This is a genomic window from Alistipes intestinihominis (assembly GCF_040095975.1).
Classification (GTDB): Bacteria; Bacteroidota; Bacteroidia; order Bacteroidales; family Rikenellaceae; genus Alistipes; species Alistipes senegalensis.
On record NZ_JBBMFL010000011.1, the window covers coordinates 85,120 to 104,991 of the forward strand.

General features: G+C 61.5%; 16 protein-coding genes. 8 read left to right on the forward strand and 8 right to left on the reverse strand.

The features are described from left to right. The first annotated feature begins 16 nt into the window (after positions 1–16). From ftsY to rny, 5 genes are all read left to right on the forward strand, one after another. Positions 17–1,015, forward strand: a complete 999-nt coding sequence (ftsY, locus tag WMO46_RS10230) for a signal recognition particle-docking protein FtsY (RefSeq protein WP_019149326.1) — start codon at positions 17–19, stop codon at positions 1,013–1,015. After that, entirely contained in the window at positions 1,002–2,300 is a 1,299-nt protein-coding gene (gene rimO, locus WMO46_RS10235; RefSeq protein WP_019149325.1) for a 30S ribosomal protein S12 methylthiotransferase RimO, read from the forward strand. The genes ftsY and rimO overlap by 14 nt, the downstream gene beginning before the upstream one ends. Positions 2,301–2,539: 239 nt before the next feature. After that, positions 2,540–2,851 (forward strand): hypothetical protein, encoded by a 312-nt coding sequence (locus WMO46_RS10240; protein ID WP_019149324.1) that lies wholly within the window; start codon positions 2,540–2,542, stop codon positions 2,849–2,851. 51 nt (positions 2,852–2,902) lie between these two features. After that, positions 2,903–3,202: a cell division protein ZapA gene (locus tag WMO46_RS10245; protein ID WP_019149323.1), complete on the forward strand. Its 300-nt coding sequence runs from the start codon at positions 2,903–2,905 to the stop codon at positions 3,200–3,202. 308 nt (positions 3,203–3,510) lie between these two features. Further along, positions 3,511–5,058 carry a ribonuclease Y gene (gene rny / locus WMO46_RS10250; RefSeq protein WP_026076250.1) on the forward strand — a complete coding sequence of 516 codons (1,548 nt, stop codon included), beginning with the start codon at positions 3,511–3,513 and terminating at the stop codon, positions 5,056–5,058. Positions 5,059–5,119: 61 nt separating this feature from the next. Here the strand turns inward: rny and WMO46_RS10255 are convergent, their stop codons facing one another. Genes WMO46_RS10255 through WMO46_RS10265 form a run of 3 tightly spaced genes read right to left on the reverse strand, consistent with a single transcriptional unit; the run spans position 5,120 to position 7,106 of the window. Then, positions 5,120–5,842 (reverse strand): DUF6064 family protein, encoded by a 723-nt coding sequence (locus WMO46_RS10255; RefSeq protein WP_195497901.1) that lies wholly within the window; start codon positions 5,840–5,842, stop codon positions 5,120–5,122. Then, positions 5,839–6,342, reverse strand: coding sequence for a threonine/serine exporter family protein (locus WMO46_RS10260; RefSeq protein WP_019149320.1), 504 nt, complete (start codon positions 6,340–6,342; stop codon positions 5,839–5,841). Before WMO46_RS10260 ends, WMO46_RS10255 begins: the two co-directional genes overlap by 4 nt. Next, entirely contained in the window at positions 6,339–7,106 is a 768-nt protein-coding gene (locus WMO46_RS10265; RefSeq protein WP_019149319.1) for a threonine/serine exporter family protein, read from the reverse strand. The genes WMO46_RS10260 and WMO46_RS10265 overlap by 4 nt, the downstream gene beginning before the upstream one ends. A 361-nt stretch (positions 7,107–7,467) precedes the next feature. On the opposite strand from WMO46_RS10265, the gene WMO46_RS10270 reads away from it, so the two are divergent. Continuing rightward, the gene (locus tag WMO46_RS10270) at positions 7,468–8,103 is read left to right on the forward strand and encodes an HD domain-containing protein (protein WP_302589191.1); all 636 of its coding nucleotides are present in this window, start codon (positions 7,468–7,470) and stop codon (positions 8,101–8,103) included. A 54-nt stretch (positions 8,104–8,157) separates the two neighbouring features. Here the strand turns inward: WMO46_RS10270 and WMO46_RS10275 are convergent, their stop codons facing one another. From WMO46_RS10275 to WMO46_RS10285, 3 genes are read right to left on the reverse strand one after another with little or no spacing between them, the layout of a single operon-like run. Continuing rightward, a complete protein-coding gene (locus WMO46_RS10275; protein WP_129650688.1) occupies positions 8,158–9,126 on the reverse strand; it encodes a dihydroorotate dehydrogenase-like protein in 969 nt (322 codons plus the stop codon). Positions 9,127–9,155: 29 nt separating this feature from the next. Then, positions 9,156–10,256, reverse strand: a complete 1,101-nt coding sequence (gene gcvT, locus WMO46_RS10280) for a glycine cleavage system aminomethyltransferase GcvT (protein WP_276715637.1) — start codon at positions 10,254–10,256, stop codon at positions 9,156–9,158. A gap of 20 nt (positions 10,257–10,276) precedes the next feature. After that, positions 10,277–11,485, reverse strand: coding sequence for a hypothetical protein (locus tag WMO46_RS10285; RefSeq protein ID WP_302589193.1), 1,209 nt, complete (start codon positions 11,483–11,485; stop codon positions 10,277–10,279). 89 nt (positions 11,486–11,574) lie between these two features. On the opposite strand from WMO46_RS10285, the gene WMO46_RS10290 reads away from it, so the two are divergent. Then, positions 11,575–14,559, forward strand: coding sequence for a PEP/pyruvate-binding domain-containing protein (locus tag WMO46_RS10290; RefSeq protein ID WP_278965954.1), 2,985 nt, complete (start codon positions 11,575–11,577; stop codon positions 14,557–14,559). A gap of 94 nt (positions 14,560–14,653) precedes the next feature. Further along, positions 14,654–15,991 (forward strand): NADP-specific glutamate dehydrogenase, encoded by a 1,338-nt coding sequence (gdhA, locus tag WMO46_RS10295; RefSeq protein WP_278965952.1) that lies wholly within the window; start codon positions 14,654–14,656, stop codon positions 15,989–15,991. A gap of 92 nt (positions 15,992–16,083) precedes the next feature. Here the strand turns inward: gdhA and WMO46_RS10300 are convergent, their stop codons facing one another. Continuing rightward, positions 16,084–17,283 carry a phosphatase PAP2 family protein gene (locus tag WMO46_RS10300; RefSeq protein ID WP_349094301.1) on the reverse strand — a complete coding sequence of 400 codons (1,200 nt, stop codon included), beginning with the start codon at positions 17,281–17,283 and terminating at the stop codon, positions 16,084–16,086. Positions 17,284–17,291: 8 nt separating this feature from the next. Then, positions 17,292–19,868, reverse strand: coding sequence for a calcium-translocating P-type ATPase, PMCA-type (locus WMO46_RS10305; protein WP_278966528.1), 2,577 nt, complete (start codon positions 19,866–19,868; stop codon positions 17,292–17,294). Positions 19,869–19,872 lie beyond the last annotated feature (4 nt).

Sequence of the window (19,872 nt, forward strand, 5' to 3'; positions counted from 1 at the left end):
AATTAACCGCAAGGACATGGCATTTTTCGATATTTTCAAAAAGAAACAGGATACGCCGCCCTCCGAGGAGCAGGCGCGCAAACAGCAGCAGGAGCTCAGCGCCGGGCTGGAAAAGACCAAGACGGGACTCTTCTCGAAACTGGCGCGCGCCGTGGCGGGCCGCTCGACGGTCGATGCCGACGTGCTGGACGACCTCGAGGAGGTGCTCATTTCGTCGGACGTGGGCGTGGAGACCACCGTGAAGATCATCCGCCGCATCGAGGAGCGCGTCGCCCGGGACAAGTACATGAACGCCTCGGAGTTGCAGTCGATCCTGCGCGAGGAGATCACCGCCCTGATGGAGGATGCGCACGGCTCGTCGGAGCACTTCGGGCTCGACGCCGCCGAGGGCCAGCCCTACGTGGTGATGGTCGTGGGCGTCAACGGCGCCGGCAAGACCACCACCATCGGCAAACTCGCCGCGCAGCTCACCAAGGCGGGCCGCAAGGTTTGGATCGGCGCGGCGGACACGTTCCGCGCCGCGGCCATCGACCAGCTGCAAGTGTGGGCCGACCGCGCCGGGGCGACGATGATCCGTCAGCAGATGGGCTCCGACCCCGCGTCGGTGGCTTTCGACACGCTCACCTCGGCCAAGTCCAACGGCGCCGACGTGGTGCTGATCGACACCGCCGGGCGTCTGCACAACAAGGTCAACCTGATGAACGAGCTGACGAAAATCCGCAACGTCATGGCGAAGGTCATCCCCGGAGCTCCGCACGAAGTGATGCTCGTGCTCGACGGCTCGACGGGCCAGAACGCCTTTGAGCAGGCGAAGCAGTTCACGCAGGCCACGCAGGTCACCTCGCTCACCATCACCAAGCTGGACGGCACGGCCAAGGGCGGCGTGGTGATCGGCATCAGCGACCAGTTCCACATTCCGGTCCGCTACATCGGCATCGGCGAAGGCATCGACCAGCTGCGCATCTTCGACCGCCGGGAGTTCGTCAACGCGCTGTTCGGAGATGAAAAAAATTAACGTCATCACGCTCGGCTGTTCAAAGAACACCGTCGATTCGGAGCACCTGATGGCGCGGCTCGCGGCCGCCGGGTACGAAGTCCTCTTCGACAGCGACCGCACCGATGCCAAAGTGGTGGTGATCAACACCTGCGGATTCATCGGCGACGCCAAGCAGGAGTCGATCGACATGATTCTGCGCGCGGCGGCGGCCAAGCAGGCCGGGAAGATCGAACGGCTGTTCGTCGTGGGATGCCTCTCGGAACGCTACGCCGACGAACTGCGGGCCGAGATTCCCGAGGTGGACGAATACTTCGGCGCCCGCACGTGGGACGGCATCGTCCGCGCCCTGGGGGCCTCGGAAGACCCCGCGCTGGCCACCGAACGCCGCCTGACCACCCCGAAGCACTACGCCTACCTGAAAATCTCGGAGGGCTGCAACTGGAAATGCGGCTACTGCGCCATTCCGCTCATCCGCGGCGGCCACGTCTCCGTCCCGATGGAGGAGCTGGAGGAGGAGGCCCGCAAACTCGCCGCACAGGGAGTCCGGGAACTGATGGTCATCGCGCAGGACACGACCTATTACGGCATCGACCTCTACGGACGGCGGATGCTGGCCGAGCTGCTGCGCCGCCTGTGCCGCATCGACGGCATCGCGTGGATACGCCTCCACTACGCCTACCCCGCCGCTTTCCCCGACGAGGTGATCGAAGTGATGGCCGCGGAACCCAAAATCTGCAAATACCTCGACATTCCGTTCCAGCACATCTCCGACGCCCAGCTCGCGGCCATGCACCGCCGTCACACCAAGGCCGAGGCGATGGAGCTGATCCGCCGTCTGCGCACGGCCATTCCGGACCTCGCGCTGCGCACGACGCTGCTCGTAGGTTATCCGGGCGAGACGGAAGCCGATTTCGAAGAGCTTCTGGAGTTCGTGCGCGAGGTGCGTTTCGAGCGGCTCGGGGTCTTCGCCTACTCCGAGGAGGAGGGGACCTATTCGGCCGAGCAGCTCCGCGACGACGTGCCGGAGGCCGTGAAACAGGAGCGCGTGGAGCGCATCATGGCCCTGCAAAACGAGATTTCGCTCGAAAACAACCGCCGCCGCGTGGGACGCACCGAACGGGTCATAATCGACTCGCGCCAGGGCGATTTCTACGTCGGACGCACGCAATACGACTCCCCGGAGGTGGATCAGGAGATTCTGATACCCGTCGGCGGGAGACGGCTCCTGCGCGGACACTTCTACGAAGCGGAGGTCACGTCGGCAGCCGATTACGATCTCTACGGCGAAGTACGCACAAAATAATTTTTGGCTTTTCCCCGTTTTTTTCCTACCTTTGGTGTCGTAACGACACTTCAGGCCGGAAAATTTTGCCGGACCGCATGCATTCCGTTTTGGAATCGTCCGGTTTTTTTCCTACCTTTGATGTCGTAACGACACTTTTAGCAGGTCGGAGAGTTTTGCGGATCGTACACAGTCCCGTTTTGGAATCGTCCGCTTTTTTCCTACCTTCGATAAAGTAAACCGGAACTCGATCCGAAGACATGGCCGACAAAAGCGTGATAACGAATCTCGAAGCCCGCGTAAAGCAGCTCATCGACGACCACAGACGGCTGTCGGAACTTTGTGCGGAACTGACGGCACAGCGGGAGACGCTCCGCGCGGAGAAACGTACGCTGGAAGAGCGTGTCCGGGAGCTGGACGGCGAGCTGGCGCGCATGCAGCTGACCGAAGGTCTTGCGGGAGAGAGCCGGAACCGGGAAAAAGCGCGGGCGCGCGTCAACCGTCTTATGCGGGAGGTGGACAAGTGCATCGCGCTGCTGGGGCAGCAACCGGCAGCGCCGGAGGCCCGATAAGGCAGCCCCGGAAGAGGAGGAGACAGAGAACGAAACGAAAGGAGAGAAAAAATGGCAAAACAGTCGATAACCCTCAAAATAGCGGGAAAAAGCTATCAGCTCAATATCGAACGCGAAAAAGAAGAGGTGTACCGGCTGGCCGAACGGGAGGTGAACAACTACCTCGCACAAATAAAACAACGGAACATCAAGGACTGGAACGACCAGGACTACCTGTCGATAACCGCGTTGCAGTTCGCCATTGCGAACGTCGGAATGCGCCAGAGCCGCGAGGTGGACAGCGAAGATCTCCGGCAGCTGGAAAAAATCGGCACGGAAATAGATACGTATCTCAACGACCTGAAAGGGTGACCCCCCGAAGGCGGTACGCATCGGCGAAAAACGTTCTTTTACATACAAGAATCTACCCGCATAGATTCCTTAAAGCTTTGCGAAACTGAACATTTATTAAATTGGGGCAACTCAGGGCGCTTCAAAATCAGGCCTTACTACCCTTCGGGGGAGTACGTTACGGCGTACCGTTGGAAGATTGCGATTGTCGGAGCCCCCACACATGACTGATCGGCAGATTCGTCAAACGAGACTAAGGAATCCTATGCGGTTTTTTTATGACTACACAAGAAACCCTAATAATAACAACCAAAAACACGTAAAAGTCAATGTATACCATCATTTTGACTGCCTGCATCTCTGCCGTGGTCGCCGTTGCGGTCTACGCGGTTGTCACCAACCTCGTGGTCAAAACGTCGATCCGCAAGCGCCGCGAAGCCGCCGTGAAGGAGGCCGAGGCCGAAGGAGAGATGATCAAGAAGGAGCGCATCCTCCAGGCAAAAGAGAAGTTCATACAACTCAAGAGCGAATACGACCGCCAGGTCAACGAACGCAACCAGAAGATCGCCCAGAGCGAACAGCGCGCCAAGCAGATCGAGCAGAACCTCCAGAACCAGCAGCGCGAACTGGAGAACAAGCTCCGCGACAACGACCGGCTGAAGGAGCAGATGCAGAACCAGCTGCAAATCCTCGAACACAAGAAGGAGGAGATGGACCAGATGCAGCGCGAACAGAACGTGCGTCTGGAACAGATCTCGGGCATGAGCTCGGAGGATGCCAAGAACATCCTGATCGAGAACATGAAGGCCGAGGCCAAGACCGAAGCCGCCGCCTACATCAACGAGACGATCGAAGAGGCGAAGATGACGGCCACGAAAGAGGCCAAGCGCATCATCGTGGCGTCGATCCAGCGCGTGGCGACCGAGACGGCCATCGAAAACGCCGTGACGGTCTTCAACATCGAGAGCGACGAGGTCAAGGGCCGCATCATCGGCCGCGAGGGCCGCAACATCCGCGCCCTGGAGGCCGCGACGGGCATCGAGATCATCGTCGATGACACCCCCGAGGCGATCATCCTTTCGGGATTCGATCCCGTGCGCCGCGAGATCGCGCGTCTGGCCCTGCACCAGCTCGTCACCGACGGCCGCATCCACCCCGCCCGTATCGAGGAGGTGGTGGCCAAAGTCCAGAAACAGATCGAGGAGGAGATCGTCGAGGTGGGCAAGCGCACGACGATCGACCTGGGCATCCACGGACTGCACCCCGAGCTGATCCGCATGATCGGCAAGATGAAATACCGCTCGTCCTACGGTCAGAACCTGTTGCAGCACGCCCGGGAGACGGCCAACCTCGCAGGCATCATGGCCGCCGAACTGGGCCTCAATCCCAAGATCGCCCGCCGCGCAGGTCTGCTGCACGACATCGGCAAGGTGCCCGACGACGAACCGGAACTGCCGCACGCAATCATCGGCATGAAGCTCGCCGAGAAGTTCAAGGAGAAACCCGAGGTCTGCAACGCCATCGGCGCCCACCACGACGAGGTGGAGATGACTTCGCTCATCGCCCCGATCATCCAGGTCTGCGACGCCATTTCGGGCGCACGCCCCGGCGCACGCCGCGAGGTGGTCGAGAGCTACATCAAGCGTCTGAAAGAGATGGAGGACATCGCCCTGTCGTATCCCGGCGTGGTGAAGACCTACGCCATTCAGGCCGGACGCGAGCTGCGTGTGATCGTCGGAGCCGACAAGCTCTCGGACCAGGAGTCGGAGGGACTGTCGCACGACATCGCCAAGAAGATCCAGGACGAAATGACGTATCCGGGTCAGGTGAAGATCACCGTCATCCGCGAAACGCGCGCCGTAGCCTACGCCAAGTAGGAGACAACGCACTACGACAAAAAATCCCTCCGGACAACCCGAGAGGGATTTTTTCAGCCCTCTAACCGATAAACTGCTGCCAGATAGTCACGGAGAAGAAGACCCCGAGGGCGGTGCACATGGCCGCCAGCAGGAAATTCATCACCCGAAGGTCGGGCTTGGTGTCGCGGTGGAAATTGAGGTCGATATACTCCTTGAAAAAGAGGTACAGAGCCGGAACCGACGCGCTGGCCAACAGCAAATCCTCGGGGATGCCGAAGAAATAGATCTTCGAAAAGCCCACCAACGCCCAATGGCAGAGGAAAAGAATCACGAACAGATTCACCCGTTTCGAGAAAGCGAGCAGCAGCCCGATGGTGAAGACCGCCACCGAGCAGGGCATGACGGGCGAGGTGACCATCGGGAACTCCAATCCCCGCAGCAGCGAGAAGAGCGGGTAGACGAACGGCATGAGGTAGAAGACGAACGCAATGCGGTCGTGCTTGCGGGTCCGCTCGAACGTGGTGTAATTCACCGCAATATCGTAAATCCACACGGCGGCCATCACGCCCCAGAACAGCGCCATCACCCCGCTGTAAGGACGCTCGGCGCAGGCCCAGAGGTAATAGGCCACGGCGATCCAGCCGTTGAGCAGGGCGAGATAAACTTTCATCGCCACCTTCACGCGCGGCGAAGGCCGGCGGTACAGCAACGCCGTGAGCACGATGCCCGCGACGACCAGCAATGCCTGCAAGGGCCATGTAGCGGCATTATAGCCGGCGATCGTCTGCCAGAAAACATTCATTGTTCGGAGATGTGTTTTTTGTCGCGCGTCAGCGAATGGGCGCGCTTGTTAAACAGGAAAATCGGAGCCGCGGCACCTGCCGCCAGCATGAAGATCACACAGAAAGTCACGAAGCCATTGCGCAGGATCTCCTGCAAATACTGGGCGCTGGCCGCCGCATCGCCCAGGTGCTGCATGAACATGATCGTTGCGAAGACCGTCTTGTAGGCATACATGCCCGGGATCATCGGGAGCAGCGCCGGAATGAACAGCACGGTCATCGGACAGCGGATGCGGCCGCCCAGCAGGAGGCTGCCCACGCCGATCACGACCGACGCGCAGAGCGACGCCGTGGCGATGTCCACCCCGCCCTGCATCAGCACGAAGCGCAGGGCATGGCCCACGGCGGCCAGCAGCGCGATGACCGGAAAGGCCCGCATCGGGGGATCGGAAATGGCCCCGAAGCCGATGGCCGCAACGGCGGCGAAGAATCCGTCGGAGAGAATTTCGGGCAGCATCATAGCAATCCGTTTTTAACGATCATCAGCGTGCACGACAGCCCGATGGCGATGCAGATTATCAGCATCAGGGCCGACGCAAGGCGGGCGATGCCGTTCAGCACGTGCCCCTCGACGATGTCGATCACGCCGTTGATGAGCGGCACGCCGGGAATGAGGAAGAGAACGCTCGTGGCGAGGGCCACCTCGGAGGTGGTGTCGAACATCAGCGCCACCGAGGCGTACATCGAGGCCGCGAACGACGAGGCGATGAAAATGACATAGTGGTTGAATCCCCGGGCCTGCATCCGCTGGCGGAGGAAGAATCCCAGCAGCGTGGCCGTGAAGACGATGCTCACGGCGAACCAGTCGCCGCCGAACAGCCGGCAGAACGAGGCGTTGGCAAAGCCCACGAGGATAAGCGTGAAGATGGGATCGAGGCGCGGCCGGGCGATGATGTCGGCATAGCGGGCCCGGATCTCCGCAAGCGGCAGGCGGCGGTCGAAAGCCTCCCAGCTCAGGGCGCTCAGCTCGGCGTTCAGTTCGAAGCTGATCGGCAAGGGCGGGATGTCGGCCACCTCGCTGTATATCTCGCCGCTTTCGTCGTCGCAGACCGAAAAGGTCACGACCCGCTGGAACGCCGAAACGATCACCCGCACTCCGAGCGCCTCGCCCAGCCGTTTGGAGTTGCGCACCACACGGGATGTGTGGACGCCCGACCCCATCAGCCGGGTGGCATACTCGGCGATGAACTGCGCTATCTCCTTGAGTTCCGCCGCTGTTTTCATAACCCGAACTTTAACCGGGGACAAAGATACGGATAAGCGAGGGCAAAAGCAAGTTTACTTGCATTTTGCCGAGCGAGAGTATCTGAAAGATTCTGCGATGGAATAAGAACGAATGGTTCCAAAGCCGGATTGCGGGCGGCCCGGCAAAAGGTCCCGACACCCTAAAAGCGCCGTTACGGCGCCGAAGCCAAAGTACAGATAAGCGAGAGCAAAAGCAAGTTTACTTGCATTTTGCCGAGCGAGAGTATCTAAGGCGAAGACAAAGATACATAAAAGGCCGGACGGGTCCAAAACCGAATTGCGCGGGATTCGGCAAAACCCTCTACACTCAAGGTAACAAATTTTTATGTATCTTCGCCGTATGAAACGACCCGATCCATCGCTCGTGGCCTACATCGAGGCCGAGATCATCCCCCGTTACGAACATTTCGACCGCGCCCACGGCACGGACCACGTGCGCACGGTCATTGCGCAGAGCCTCGCGCTGGCCGCCCGCTACGACGTAGACACAGATATGGTCTACACCGTCGCCGCCTACCACGACACAGGGCTGGCGAACGGACGCGAACGCCACCACATCGACGCCGGACGCATTCTCGCGGAGGATGCGGAACTCCGCCGCCGGTTCACCGAAGAGCAGATCGGGATAATGCGCGAAGCCGTGGAGGACCACCGTGCATCGTCGGACCATCCGCCCCGCACGATCTACGGCCGCATCGTGGCCGAAGCCGACCGGGTGATCGACCCCGCGACGATCGTCCGCCGCACGGTGCAGTACGGACTGGCGAACTACCCCGCGCTGGACCGCGAGGGGCATTACGCACGCTGTCTGGCCCACCTGCAAAAGAAATATGCCGAGGGCGGCTACCTGCGGCTCTGGATCGCCGAATCGGACAATTCCCGGCGGCTCGAAGAGCTCCGGGCAATCATCCGCGACCCGCAGCGGCTGCGGAGGCTCTTCGACGAAACATTCGACGCGGAAACGGCCGCCGAATAACGGAAAACCCCGGAGCTTTTCGAAGCGTCCGGGGCTTTTCGTTTCCGAAGGCGGTTACTCCTCGCCGTGGGGGAAATACTTCATGTACTGCACCCGCTGGTAGAACTCGCCCTCCGAGGAGCCGTAGTCCATACGGCCGCAGAACTCCCCGAGCGAATCGAAGCCCTGGCGGGCGGCCCATTCGTCGATGAAGCGGTTGATCGTGCCGATCACCTCGTAGCCGTGACGGTGGATGGCCGTGCAGACCTGCACCGCAGCGGCGCCGCACAACAGGGCCTTGACGGCGGCGGCACCGTCGTGCACACCCGTCGAAACGGCGATGTCCAGCTGCGGCAGCGCATGGGCGCACAACGCCGTGCTGCGGAGCACGTTGCGCAGCTCGGTCGGCTCGCTGAACGGATCGCCGTTCACGAAGCACATCTTCTCGATGTCGATGTCGGGCTCGAAGAAGCGGTTGTAGAGCACCAGACCCCGGGCGCCGCGGCCCAGCAGAGCGTCGCCGAGCGACAGCACGTTCGTCAGGCGCATCGGGAGCTTCACCGACACGGGGATCGTCACCGCAGCGGCGACCTTGCGCACGATGTCGGCATAGTGCTGTTCGATCTGCTGCGCCGAAGCCTGCCGGTCGGTCGGCAAAAGGAAGATGTTCAGCTCCAGCGCCGAAGCCCCGGCCGCCTGCATGGACGAAGCGTACTCGATCCACGCGTCGCCCGTACCCACGCAGTTGATGCTTCCGATGACGGGAATGCCCGTCTTGGCGGCATCGGTGACGAGTTGCAGCAGTTCGGCCTTGTAGGCGTCGCCCAGATAGCGTTCGAGATACTCGCCCGCGTCGCCGTAACCCTCCATCTTGTCCAGCGAGGCGGCCTGACGGTAAATCTGCTCCTCGAAGATGGATTTCAGCACCACGGCGCCGGCGCCGTTGCGGACGCACTGCTCGACATTGTGCATGTTTGCCGTATAGGGGGAACTGCTGACCACGACGGGGCTTGCGAGTTCCAGCCCGAGATATTTCGCTTTCATAGGGAATTAAGGTATCTGTCTGTTAAACATTAAACGAACGGAATCTTCACCACCTCGGCCTTCACGGGTTTCTCGCGGATGACCACGGCGATCTCCGTGCCCGGCTTGGCATAGGCGGCCTCGACGTAACCCAGCGCCACGCCGACTTTCAGGCAGGGCGACATCGTGCCGGAGGTGACGTGTCCGATCCCGGCGCCCTCGGGCGAAGCGATCGGATAGCCGTGGCGCGGAATGCCGCGCTCGATCATCTTCAGTCCCACGAGCTTGCGGGTCACGCCCTCGGCCTTCTGCTTCTCCATCACGGCGCGGTCGATGAACTCCTTGCCGTCGGCGAACTTGGTGATCCAGCCCAATCCGGCCTCGATCGGCGAGGTGGTGTCGTCGATGTCGTTGCCGTAGAGGCAGAAGCCCTTCTCCAGACGCAGCGTATCCCGGGCGCCGAGACCGATGTTCTTCAGCCCGAACTCCTCGCCGGCCTCCCAGAGCGCCTTCCAGAGTTTGTCCCCGTCCTCGTTGGCGACGTAGATCTCGCAGCCGCCCGAACCGGTGTAGCCCGTGATCGAAAGGATGGCGTCGCATCCGGCGACAGGCATCTTCTTGAAGGTGTAGTACTCCATCTCCTCGACCGGCTCCGCGCACATCTTCTGCACGATCTTCATGGCCAGGGGTCCCTGCACGGCCAGCTGGCAGATCTCGTCCGAAGCGTTGTAGAGCTCCTTGCCGTGACCGGCCTCCATGCCGAAAGCCTTGCCCTCGGCGCAGATGTGCGCCCAGTCCTTGTCGATGTTGGCGGCGTTGACGCAGAGCATGTAGGTCTCGGCATCGACGCGGTAGACGAGGATGTCATCGACGATGCCCCCGCGGCCGTTGGGCATGCAGGAGTACTGCACCTTGCCGTCGTAAAGTTTCGCAACGTCGTTGGTCGTGATGCGCTGCAACAGGCCGAGCGCCTTGGGGCCCTTGACCCAGATTTCGCCCATGTGGCTCACGTCGAAGACGCCGGCGCCGTTGCGGACGGTCATGTGTTCGTCATTGATGCCCGTGAATTCGATGGGCATGTTGTATCCCGCGAATTCGGCCATCTTGGCGCCCGCGGCGATGTGATACTTGGTAAATACGGTGGATTTCATATTGCAATCATACGATTATTTCATTCATAACGACGCTTCACGCCCAGGCGCGGACAGCGGTGGAACTCCTTCGTGCGGTCGAACAGGTAGCGGTAGGTGGTGTGCACCTTGTGGCGCGTGGCGCAGACGTAGGTCTCGATCATGCGGTTCATCACGGGGTTGAAGTCGCCGATCCACGCCAGCTCCATCGACTTGTAGGGATTCTTCGTCCGTTCGAGGAACTGCCAGTACTTGACCATGATGGCCGACTCGACGCCCTTGCCGTGGAACTCCGGGGTGATGCCAAAGATGACGCCGAAGATGCGGTCGCACGACTTGCGCACCTTGAGGTCCCACATCAGGCGCAGTTTCTGCCGAAGGCCGAACTTGCCGTTGAACTTGCCGATCAGGCGGTTCAGGTCGGGAACGGTGATGAAGAACCCGATGGGCTCGTCGTTGAAATAGGCGAAGAAAATGATGTTGGAGTCGATGATCGGCTTCATCTCGCGGACCATCTCCAGCGCCTCTTCCTGCGTCATCGGCTTCACGCCCGAGAAGAGGGCCCACGCCTTGTTGTAGATGAGACGGAAGCTCTCGGCGGCATCTTCCAGATTCTTCATGTCGATATTCTCGACCCGGTAGCCCGGCACGGTGTAGAGCCGCTCGGCACGGGCGAAAATCTGCTTGTTGGCCTCCGAATCGTTCACCCGCCAGATGAAGCTGTGTTGGTTGAAATAGTTCCGGAAACCGTAGTTCTCGAACAGCTCCTTGTAATAGGGCGGGTTGTAGGGGTTCTTGTAAAGGGGCTGGAATTCGTAGCCCTCGACCAGCAGCCCCCACCAGTCACGCCGCTGTCCGAAGTTGATCGGTCCGTCCATGGCCTCCATGCCGCGGCTGGCGAGCCACATGCGCGCGGCGTCGAACATCATGTCGGCGACCTGCTGGTCGTCGATCGCCTCGAAAAACCCGCAGCCGCCCGTGGGCTGCTCTTCGAGGGCGGCCTTCTCGCGGTTGTAGAACGCCGCGATGCGCCCCACGACCGCGCCCTGCCGGTCACGGACCACCCAGCGGACGGCCTCGCCGTCGGCGAAAAGTTCGTTCTTCGCCGGGTCGAAGACCTCGCGGACATCGACATCCAGCGGGCAAACCCAGTTGCGGTTTCCCTTATAGATCTTTTTGGGAAGGTCGAGCCACTCGCGCTCCGCGGCGGGCGTCGTGACCTCCTGTAAGGTATACTTATCCTTGTTCATCGCTCTGTCTCTCTAATTTCAGCGTTTCCGATTTCAAAGGTAACAAATTTTTCCTTATTTTTGTTGGTAGATCAAATTTAGCATTCCGAATGAACAAAAGCCTGGAACAATATATGCCCGACGGGAGCAAGGTCCCCTACCGGTTCATGAAATACCGCATCCACAAAATCCTGCTCGTGTGTTGCAGCTACGACGGCTACATCCTCGAAGAGGACGGGCACATCGAATCGCAGATCAACCAGGAGTACATCGACCTCAACATGTCGAACCCGCCGTCGCTGACGCGCGTCAGTTCGACGGCCGAGGCGCTGGAGGCGCTGGCCGGGGACGATACGTTCGATTTCATCCTCACGATGTACAACGTCGGCGAACCCGACGTGTTCGCGTTCGCCCGGATCGTCAAGGAGCGCCACCCCAACACCCCCGTCGCGCTGCTGACCTCCTTTTCGAAGGACATCTACCGCCGCATCGAGGAGCAGGACCGTTCGGGACTGGACTACATCTTCTCGTGGCACGGCAACACGGACCTCATCATCGGTATCATCAAGCTCGTCGAGGACAAGATGAACGCCGACGAGGACATCCTCGAGGGCGGCGTGCAGGCCATCCTGCTGGTCGAGGACTCCATCCGCTTCTATTCGACCTATCTGCCCGAACTCTATAAACTGCTTCTGCTGCAAAACACCGAGTTTCTGAAAGACGCCTTCAACGAACAGCAGCAGGTGCTTCGCAAGCGCGCGCGTCCCAAAATCCTGCTGGCCCGCTGCTACGAGGAAGCCGTGGAGCTGTACGAACGCTACAAAAAGAACCTGCTGGGCGTGATCTCCGACGTGGGGTTCGTCCTCCGCCGCAACGACCCGCCCGAGAGCGAGAAGCTCGACGCCGGAATCGACCTCTGCCGCCGCATCAAGCAGGACAACCCGCTGATGCCCGTGCTGTTGCAGTCGTCGCAGGTGGCCTTCGGCAAGCAGGCCGCGGAGTTGGGCGCAGGGTTCATCGCCAAGAACTCCAAGACGCTCCTTTCGCAGCTGAGCGAATACATCGCCAAGGAGTTCGCCTTCGGGGACTTCGTTTTCAAGGACCCCGACACGGGCGCCGAAATCGGCCGCGCCAAGGACCTCACGCAGATGCAGCAGATGATCGCCACGATCCCCGACAAGGCGTTCGAATACCACACTTCGCAAAACCACCTCTCGAAATGGCTCTACTCGCGGGGCCTGTTCCCGCTCGCGGCGTCGATCCGCCAGTACAACAAGAGCCACTTCGCGTCGGTCGAGGATCACCGCAACGCGCTGGTGAACCTGATCCGCGACTACCGCACCCTGCTGGGGCAGGGCGTCGTGGCGCGTTTCGACGCCGAGACCTACTCCGACGCCGTGGCCTTCGCCCGCATCGGCGAAGGTTCGCTGGGCGGCAAGGCCCGCGGACTGGCTTTCATGAACTCGATGCTTATGAAGCACCGCCAGTACGACAAGTACGAGAACGTGCGCATCATGATCCCGCGGTCGGTGGTGATCGCCACGGAGTACTTCGACGACTTCATCCGCCACAACGGACTGAAATACATCATCTCGCAGGATTTCTCCGACGAGGAGATCCTTTCGGAGTTCGTCAGCTCGGCACTCCCGTCCCGGCTGCGCGACGCCCTGAAGAGCTACATCCGCACGGTCCGCACGCCGCTGGCCATCCGCTCGTCGTCGAAGCTCGAAGACTCCCACTACCAGCCTTTCGCCGGCATCTACTCGACCTACATGATCCCCTACGTCGATAACGAGGACCAGATGCTCCGCCTGCTGCTCAAAGCCGTCAAGAGCGTCTATGCATCGGTCTATTTCGCGGCGTCGAGGGCCTACATCCAGACCTCGCAGAACCTCATCTCGGAGGAGAAGATGGCCGTCATCATCCAGGAGGTGTGCGGCACGGAGCAGGAGGGGCTCTTCTTCCCCACCTGCTCGGGCGTGGCGCGGTCGATCAACTACTACCCCATCGGCGACGAACAGCCCGCGGACGGCGTCTGCAACGTGGCGATGGGGCTCGGCAAGCTGGTCGTGGACGGAGGACGCACGCTGCGCTTCTCGCCCAGCTATCCGCAAAAGGTGCTCCAGACCTCGACCCCCGAACTGGCGCTGCGCGACACGCAGAACGAGGTGCTGGCCCTGAGCCTGCGCCCCGAGGAGTTCCGCACGTCGATCGACGACGCGGTGAACCTGCACCGCCTGAGCCTCACGGAGATCGGCCGGTTCCGCAATTCGAAATACGTCTGCTCGGTCTGGGACCGCGAGAACGAACGCATCTCCGACAGCCCCTTCGACTCCGGGCGCAAGGTCATCACCTTCAACAACATACTCAAATACAACACCTTCCCGCTGGCGAAAATCGTCTCGGACATCCTCCGCATGGGCGCCGAGGAGATGCGCTGCCCCGTGGAGGTGGAATTCGCCGTCAACATGGACGTTGCCCCGGGACAGCAGCAGATCTTCAACCTGCTGCAAATCCGCCCGATCATCGACAACCAGGACAACCGCGCCATCGACTGGGAGACGGAAGAGACCTCCCGGGCGCTGATCTACGGCGAACAGGCTCTCGGCATCGGCATGATGGCGGACATCGCCGACATCATCTACGTCAAGTCCGAGGCTTTCGACTCGCTCGCAACCGAGAAGATCGCCGACGAACTGCTGACGTTCAACAACCGCATGCGCGACGAGGGACGCTCGTATATCCTCGTGGGTCCCGGACGCTGGGGCTCCTCGGACCCGTTCCTCGGCGTGCCGGTCAAGTGGAACCACATCTCCGAGGCGAAGGTGATCGTCGAGTGCGGCATCGAGAAATTCGATGTCGAGCCCTCGCAGGGCACGCACTTCTTCCAGAACGTCACCTCGCTGGGCGTGGGATACCTGACGATCAATCCCTTCCGCGGCGACGGCATCTTCCGCGAAGAGGAGCTCGACGCCCGGCAGGCGCTCTTCGAGGGAACCTACCTGCGGCAGGTGCGTTTCGAAAAGCCGCTGTGGGTCTGCGCCGACGGGCGTTCGAACAAGGGCATGATCCGCGAAGCGACGGCCGAAGATTAATATTTACCCGAAATTTTCCGGAAAAGGTTACAATCTATAAGAAATATTTTTATATTTGTGATAGATAGAACCAACCAACTAAAATTTTCAGCATATGAACGTCAACAAATTAATGACCGAACTCGAGCGCAGGCATCCCGGCGAAAGCGAATACCTGCAAGCCGTGCGCGAGGTCCTCATGACCGTCGAGGAGAGTTACAACCAGCATCCGGAATTCGAAGCCAACCGCATCGCGGAACGCATCGTGGAACCCGACCGCATCTTCACCTTCAAGGTGGTCTGGGTGGACGACAAGGGCGAAGTGCAGGTCAACACCGGTTACCGCGTGCAGTTCAACAACGCCATCGGCCCCTACAAAGGCGGCCTGCGGTTCCACCCCTCGGTGAACCTCTCGATCCTGAAGTTCCTCGGCTTCGAGCAGATCTTCAAGAACGCCCTCACCACGCTGCCGATGGGCGGTGCGAAGGGCGGTTCGGACTTCAACCCCAAGGGCAAGTCGGACCGCGAGGTGATGCGTTTCTGCCAGGCTTTCATGACCGAACTGTGGCGCCACATCGGTCCCGAGACGGACGTTCCGGCAGGCGACATCGGTGTCGGCGGCCGTGAAATCGGATTCCTCTACGGCATGTACCGCAAGCTGGCCCGGGAGAACACCGGCGTGCTGACGGGCAAGGGCATGACCTACGGCGGATCGCTGATCCGTCCCGAGGCGACGGGCTTCGGAGCCGTCTATTTCCTGCGCCAGATGCTCGAAAAGGCCGGCATGGAGATCAAGGGCCAGACCATCGCCATCTCGGGCTTCGGCAACGTGGCCTGGGGCGCCGCGACGAAAGCGACGGAACTGGGAGCCAAGGTGGTGACCATTTCGGGTCCCGACGGCTATATCTACGATCCCGACGGTCTCGACGCCGAGAAGATCGCCTATATGCTGGAACTGCGCGCGTCGAACAACGACGTGGTGGAGCCTTACGCCAAGAAGTTCCCGGGATCGAAGTTCTTCGCCGGCAAGAAACCGTGGGAGGTCAAGGTGGACATCGCCATGCCGTGCGCCACGCAGAACGAGCTGGACGGCGAGGACGCCAAAAAACTGCTGGCCAACGGCGTGAAGATCGTGGCCGAGGTTTCGAACATGGGCTGCCGTCCGGAAGCCATCGACGCCTTCATCGCGGCGAAGATCCCCTACGGACCGGGCAAGGCCGTGAACGCCGGCGGCGTGGCCACGTCGGGTCTCGAAATGTCGCAGAATTCGCAGAAACTCAACTGGACGGCCGAAGAGGTCGATGCCAAGCTGCACCAGATCATGTCGTCGATCCACCACGCCTGCGTGGAGTACGGCACGGAGAAGGACGGCTACCTCAACTACATGAAGGGCGCCAACATCGCCGGATTCATGAAGGTCGCCAAGTCGATGGTCGAGCAGGGCATCCTGTAAGTTCCGGCACGCTCCGGCGACGACGAAAAGCGGGGGCCCCGGCGGGGTCCGCGCTTCGTTTCAGAAGGCTGCGCTGATGCCGATGCCGAAGGTCAGGCGGTGGATTCGCTGCCGAGAAGCACCCGTAAGGGGGGGGGAACGTCGTAGTCGGCCGAGAAGCGCACCCCGAGATTCTGAGAGGCGAGATAAGTCGTGGAGAGGCCCGTTCCGAACGAAAAGCCGCTGCGCCCCTCCAAGCGTCGGATGTCCGTATCGCAGGATTTGTAAATCTCGCAGCCGGCAAGCAGTTTCGCGCCGACCAGCCACCGCATCGAAAAAGGATAGGAGAAATAGGGCCCCGCATAGACCGAGGCGCACTCCAGATCGTCGTTCTGCGCAACGCCGTTGACCTTCACCCGCAGGTTGGCGCACGACATGCGGCCGCCGAAGCCCCAGTAGGGCGAAGCGAACCAGGCTCCCTGAATCTGCACGGAGGGTCCCGCAAGCAGCTGCACCCGCATGCCGGGATACGGATCGTAGGTCCCCGGCACGGTCGTCAGTCCGAGGCCGAAGCCCAGAAACGACGGGCGGCGGTAGCGGTCGTAGACCGAATAGGTTTCCGAGACGAGCAGCCCTTTGTCCTTGAAAATCAGGTCGGCGAGGAAATAGCCCAGCTCCGTGGCCAGGATGCCGATCCCGGCGCCGACCATGATGTCGCTCATCCAGTGGCGGTTGTTCAGCTGGCGCGTGACGCCCGTGACCGTAGCCACGGTATAGCCGCCGATGCTGTACCACGGGCTGCGGTGGCCGTACTCCTTGTGGAGCATCGTGGCGGTCATGAAGGCCGTGGCCGTATGTCCCGAGGGAAAGGAGTTGCGCGACGAGCCGTCGGGACGCATCACCCGGCAGGAGTATTTCAGCGAATTGACGCCGATGGCCATCAGCCCCGCCGAAAAGGCGTCGGAAACCAGCATCCGGCCCCACGAACTGCGCCCCTTGACGCCGAAAGCCTTCATGCCGACCATCACCCCGGCCGGAGCGTACTGGAGATAATCGTCGTAGTCGTGGTGGAACGAACGGCTGTACCCGTTGCGCAGCCGCCGGAAATCGGAATCATAAGCCTGCATGACCACACCGCCCACGATGAGCGGCGTGCCGATGAAGAGCATGCGGTAGGCTTTCGTCGAAGTGTGGCGGTCGATGCGCCGGCGGAACTCCCCGCCCGCGCTCAGATCGACACTGTCCGGCAACTGCGCCCATGCTCCCAGACCCGCGAACGAGAAGAGGCAGACAGCAGCGAAGCGTTTGAACATAACTATCTTTACTGTCTTTTTCGGCGAATGGCGCGGACCGCCTCGCCGCCGACGGCCAGCAGCGAGGTGAAACCGATGACGGAGGCCCACTCGCGGCCCGTGAGCGGCACGGTGCGGAACACCTCGCCGCCGAACTCCACGATCAGCACCTGTCCGATGCCGATGGCCGCGAGGATCAGGAAGAATTCGCGGCACCCCTTCAGGCAGGTGAACACCGAATGGCGCGTCTCGAAGCCCTTGGCGTTGAACATGTTCCAGAATTGCAGAAAGACAAAGGTCGAGAAGAACAGCGTCAGCTGCTCCACGGAGAGCCCGCCCTCGGAGACCGTCCACCAGAAGAGCATCCCCAACAGGACCGCGACCATGACCATTCCGCAGGTGAAGATGGTGCGGGCCATAGCACGCGTGATGATGAATTCGTCCCTCGGGCGCGGCTTGTCGCGCATCACCTCGGCGCTGGGCGGCAGCGAAGCCATCGCCATCGCCGCGAAGGTATCCATGATGATGTTGACCCAGAGGATCTGCACCACCGTCAGCGGCATTTCGGTGCCGAACACGGCGCCGACGAAGCAGATGACGATGGCCGCGAAGTTGATCGTCAGCTGGAACAACACAAATCGCTGGATGTTGCGGTAGAGCGAGCGGCCCCACATCACGGCCGTGGCGATCGAGGCGAACGAGTCGTCGAGCAGCGTGATGTCCGAAGCGTCCTTCGCCACGGAGGTTCCCGAGCCCATCGAGAGGCCCACGTTGGCGAAATTCAGCGCCGGGGCGTCGTTCGTACCGTCGCCCGTGACGGCCACCACCTCGCCCCGCTGCTGCAACAGCCGCACGAGACGCTGCTTGTCGAGCGGCCGGGCGCGGGACATGATCTTCAGCTCCTGCACACGCTCCAACAACTCCTCGTCGCTCAGGGCGGCGAAATCCGTACCGGTGATGTGGTTGCGGTCGCCGTCCTCGGCGTCGTTCCACAGCCCGATCTGACGGGCGATCTCACGCGCCGTGGCCGGCGTGTCGCCCGTGACGATCTTGATGCCGATGCCGGCCCCGAGGCAGCGTCCGACAGCCGCGGGAACGTCCTCGCGGACCGGGTCGGAGATGGCCGCGACGGCCGCGAAATGCAGCCCGCCGGCCCCGACAGCCTCCAGACAGTCGTCCGAAGCAGTCTCGGCCCACGCCACGGCCAGCGTGCGCATGGCGCGGCTCTGGAAGCCGAGCAGCTGTTCGGCGACCTGCGCGTCCTTGCCATCCGGAAGGCACATCGTGCGCACGATCTCCGGCGCGCCCTTCACACAGAGGATGCGACGGCCCGAAACGCCGCTCTCGACGATCGTCGCCATGTATTTGCGCTCGGTCGAGAAGGTCAGCCGATCGACGATCTTCGCTCCGGCCCGCAGGGGCTCGTAATCGGCACCGCGGCTGCGCAGCCATTCGAGCAGGGCCCCTTCCGTGGGGTTGCCGATGATGTGCCCCTCGGCATCGAGGAACGCCGTGGTGTTCAGCGCCACGATCTCGGCGAAATCCCGCTCGGGAAGCGCGTCGTAGCGCACCAGCTCCTGCACGTGCATGCGGTTCTGGGTGAGCGTGCCGGTCTTGTCGGTGCAGATGACCGTCACGGCGCCCATCGTCTCGCAGGCGTGCATCTTGCGCACGAGGTTGTTGGTTTTCAGCATCCGCCGCATGGACATCGCCAACGACAGCGTGATCGACATCGGAAGCCCCTCGGGAACGGCCATGACGATGATCGCCACCGAGACCATAAAGATCTGCAACACATGCTGGGAGATCGTCAGCCAGTCGCCGTCGAGCAGTCCGCCCACGAAGATCGCCTTTGCGAGCATCACGCAGAAGATCAGCGCCGAAAGCAGGATGCCCAAACGTCCGATCAGACGCGAAAGGCGCGTCAGCTGACGGTCGAGCGGCGTCTGTTCCTCGCTCTGCACGGTGGCCTGCTCCGTCACCCGCCCGGCCTCCGTCGCGTCGCCCACGGCCGTGACGACCATCACGCCGTAGCCGTCCGCCACGGTCGTGCCCCGCAGCACGGCGTTCGACGGATAGGTCGCCTCGGGATCGAAATCGGCCTCATTGACGGTCTTGTCCACCTCGGGTTCGCCCGTGAGGGTCGATTCGTTGATCTTCAGCGACACGGCCTCGACCAGTTCGCCGTCGGCGGGGATCGTCTCACCGCCCTCGATGTAGACCACGTCGCCCGCAACGACATCGCGGCGCGGAATTTCGCGGATCGTGCCCTCGCGCATCACCTTGACGGGGATATCGTCGTTGACCTGGTTCAGCCGCCGGAAGCGACGCTGGGCGTCCCACTCGAACCAAAAGCCGACGCACGTGGCGAGGATGATGGCGCAGATGATGCCCACGGATTCGGTGAAATCCTTATGGATGAATCCGATGGCCAGCGACAGCACCGCCGCCAGCAGCAGGATGCGGATGATCGGATCGCGGAATTTTTCGAGCAGCAGCCGCCACACCGAATCATCTTTCGGCGGGGTGATAACGTTGTCGCCGTGCCGGCGCCGGCTTTCGGCGACTTCCTGCGGGGAGAGTCCCCGGGGATCGAAGGATATCATGGCA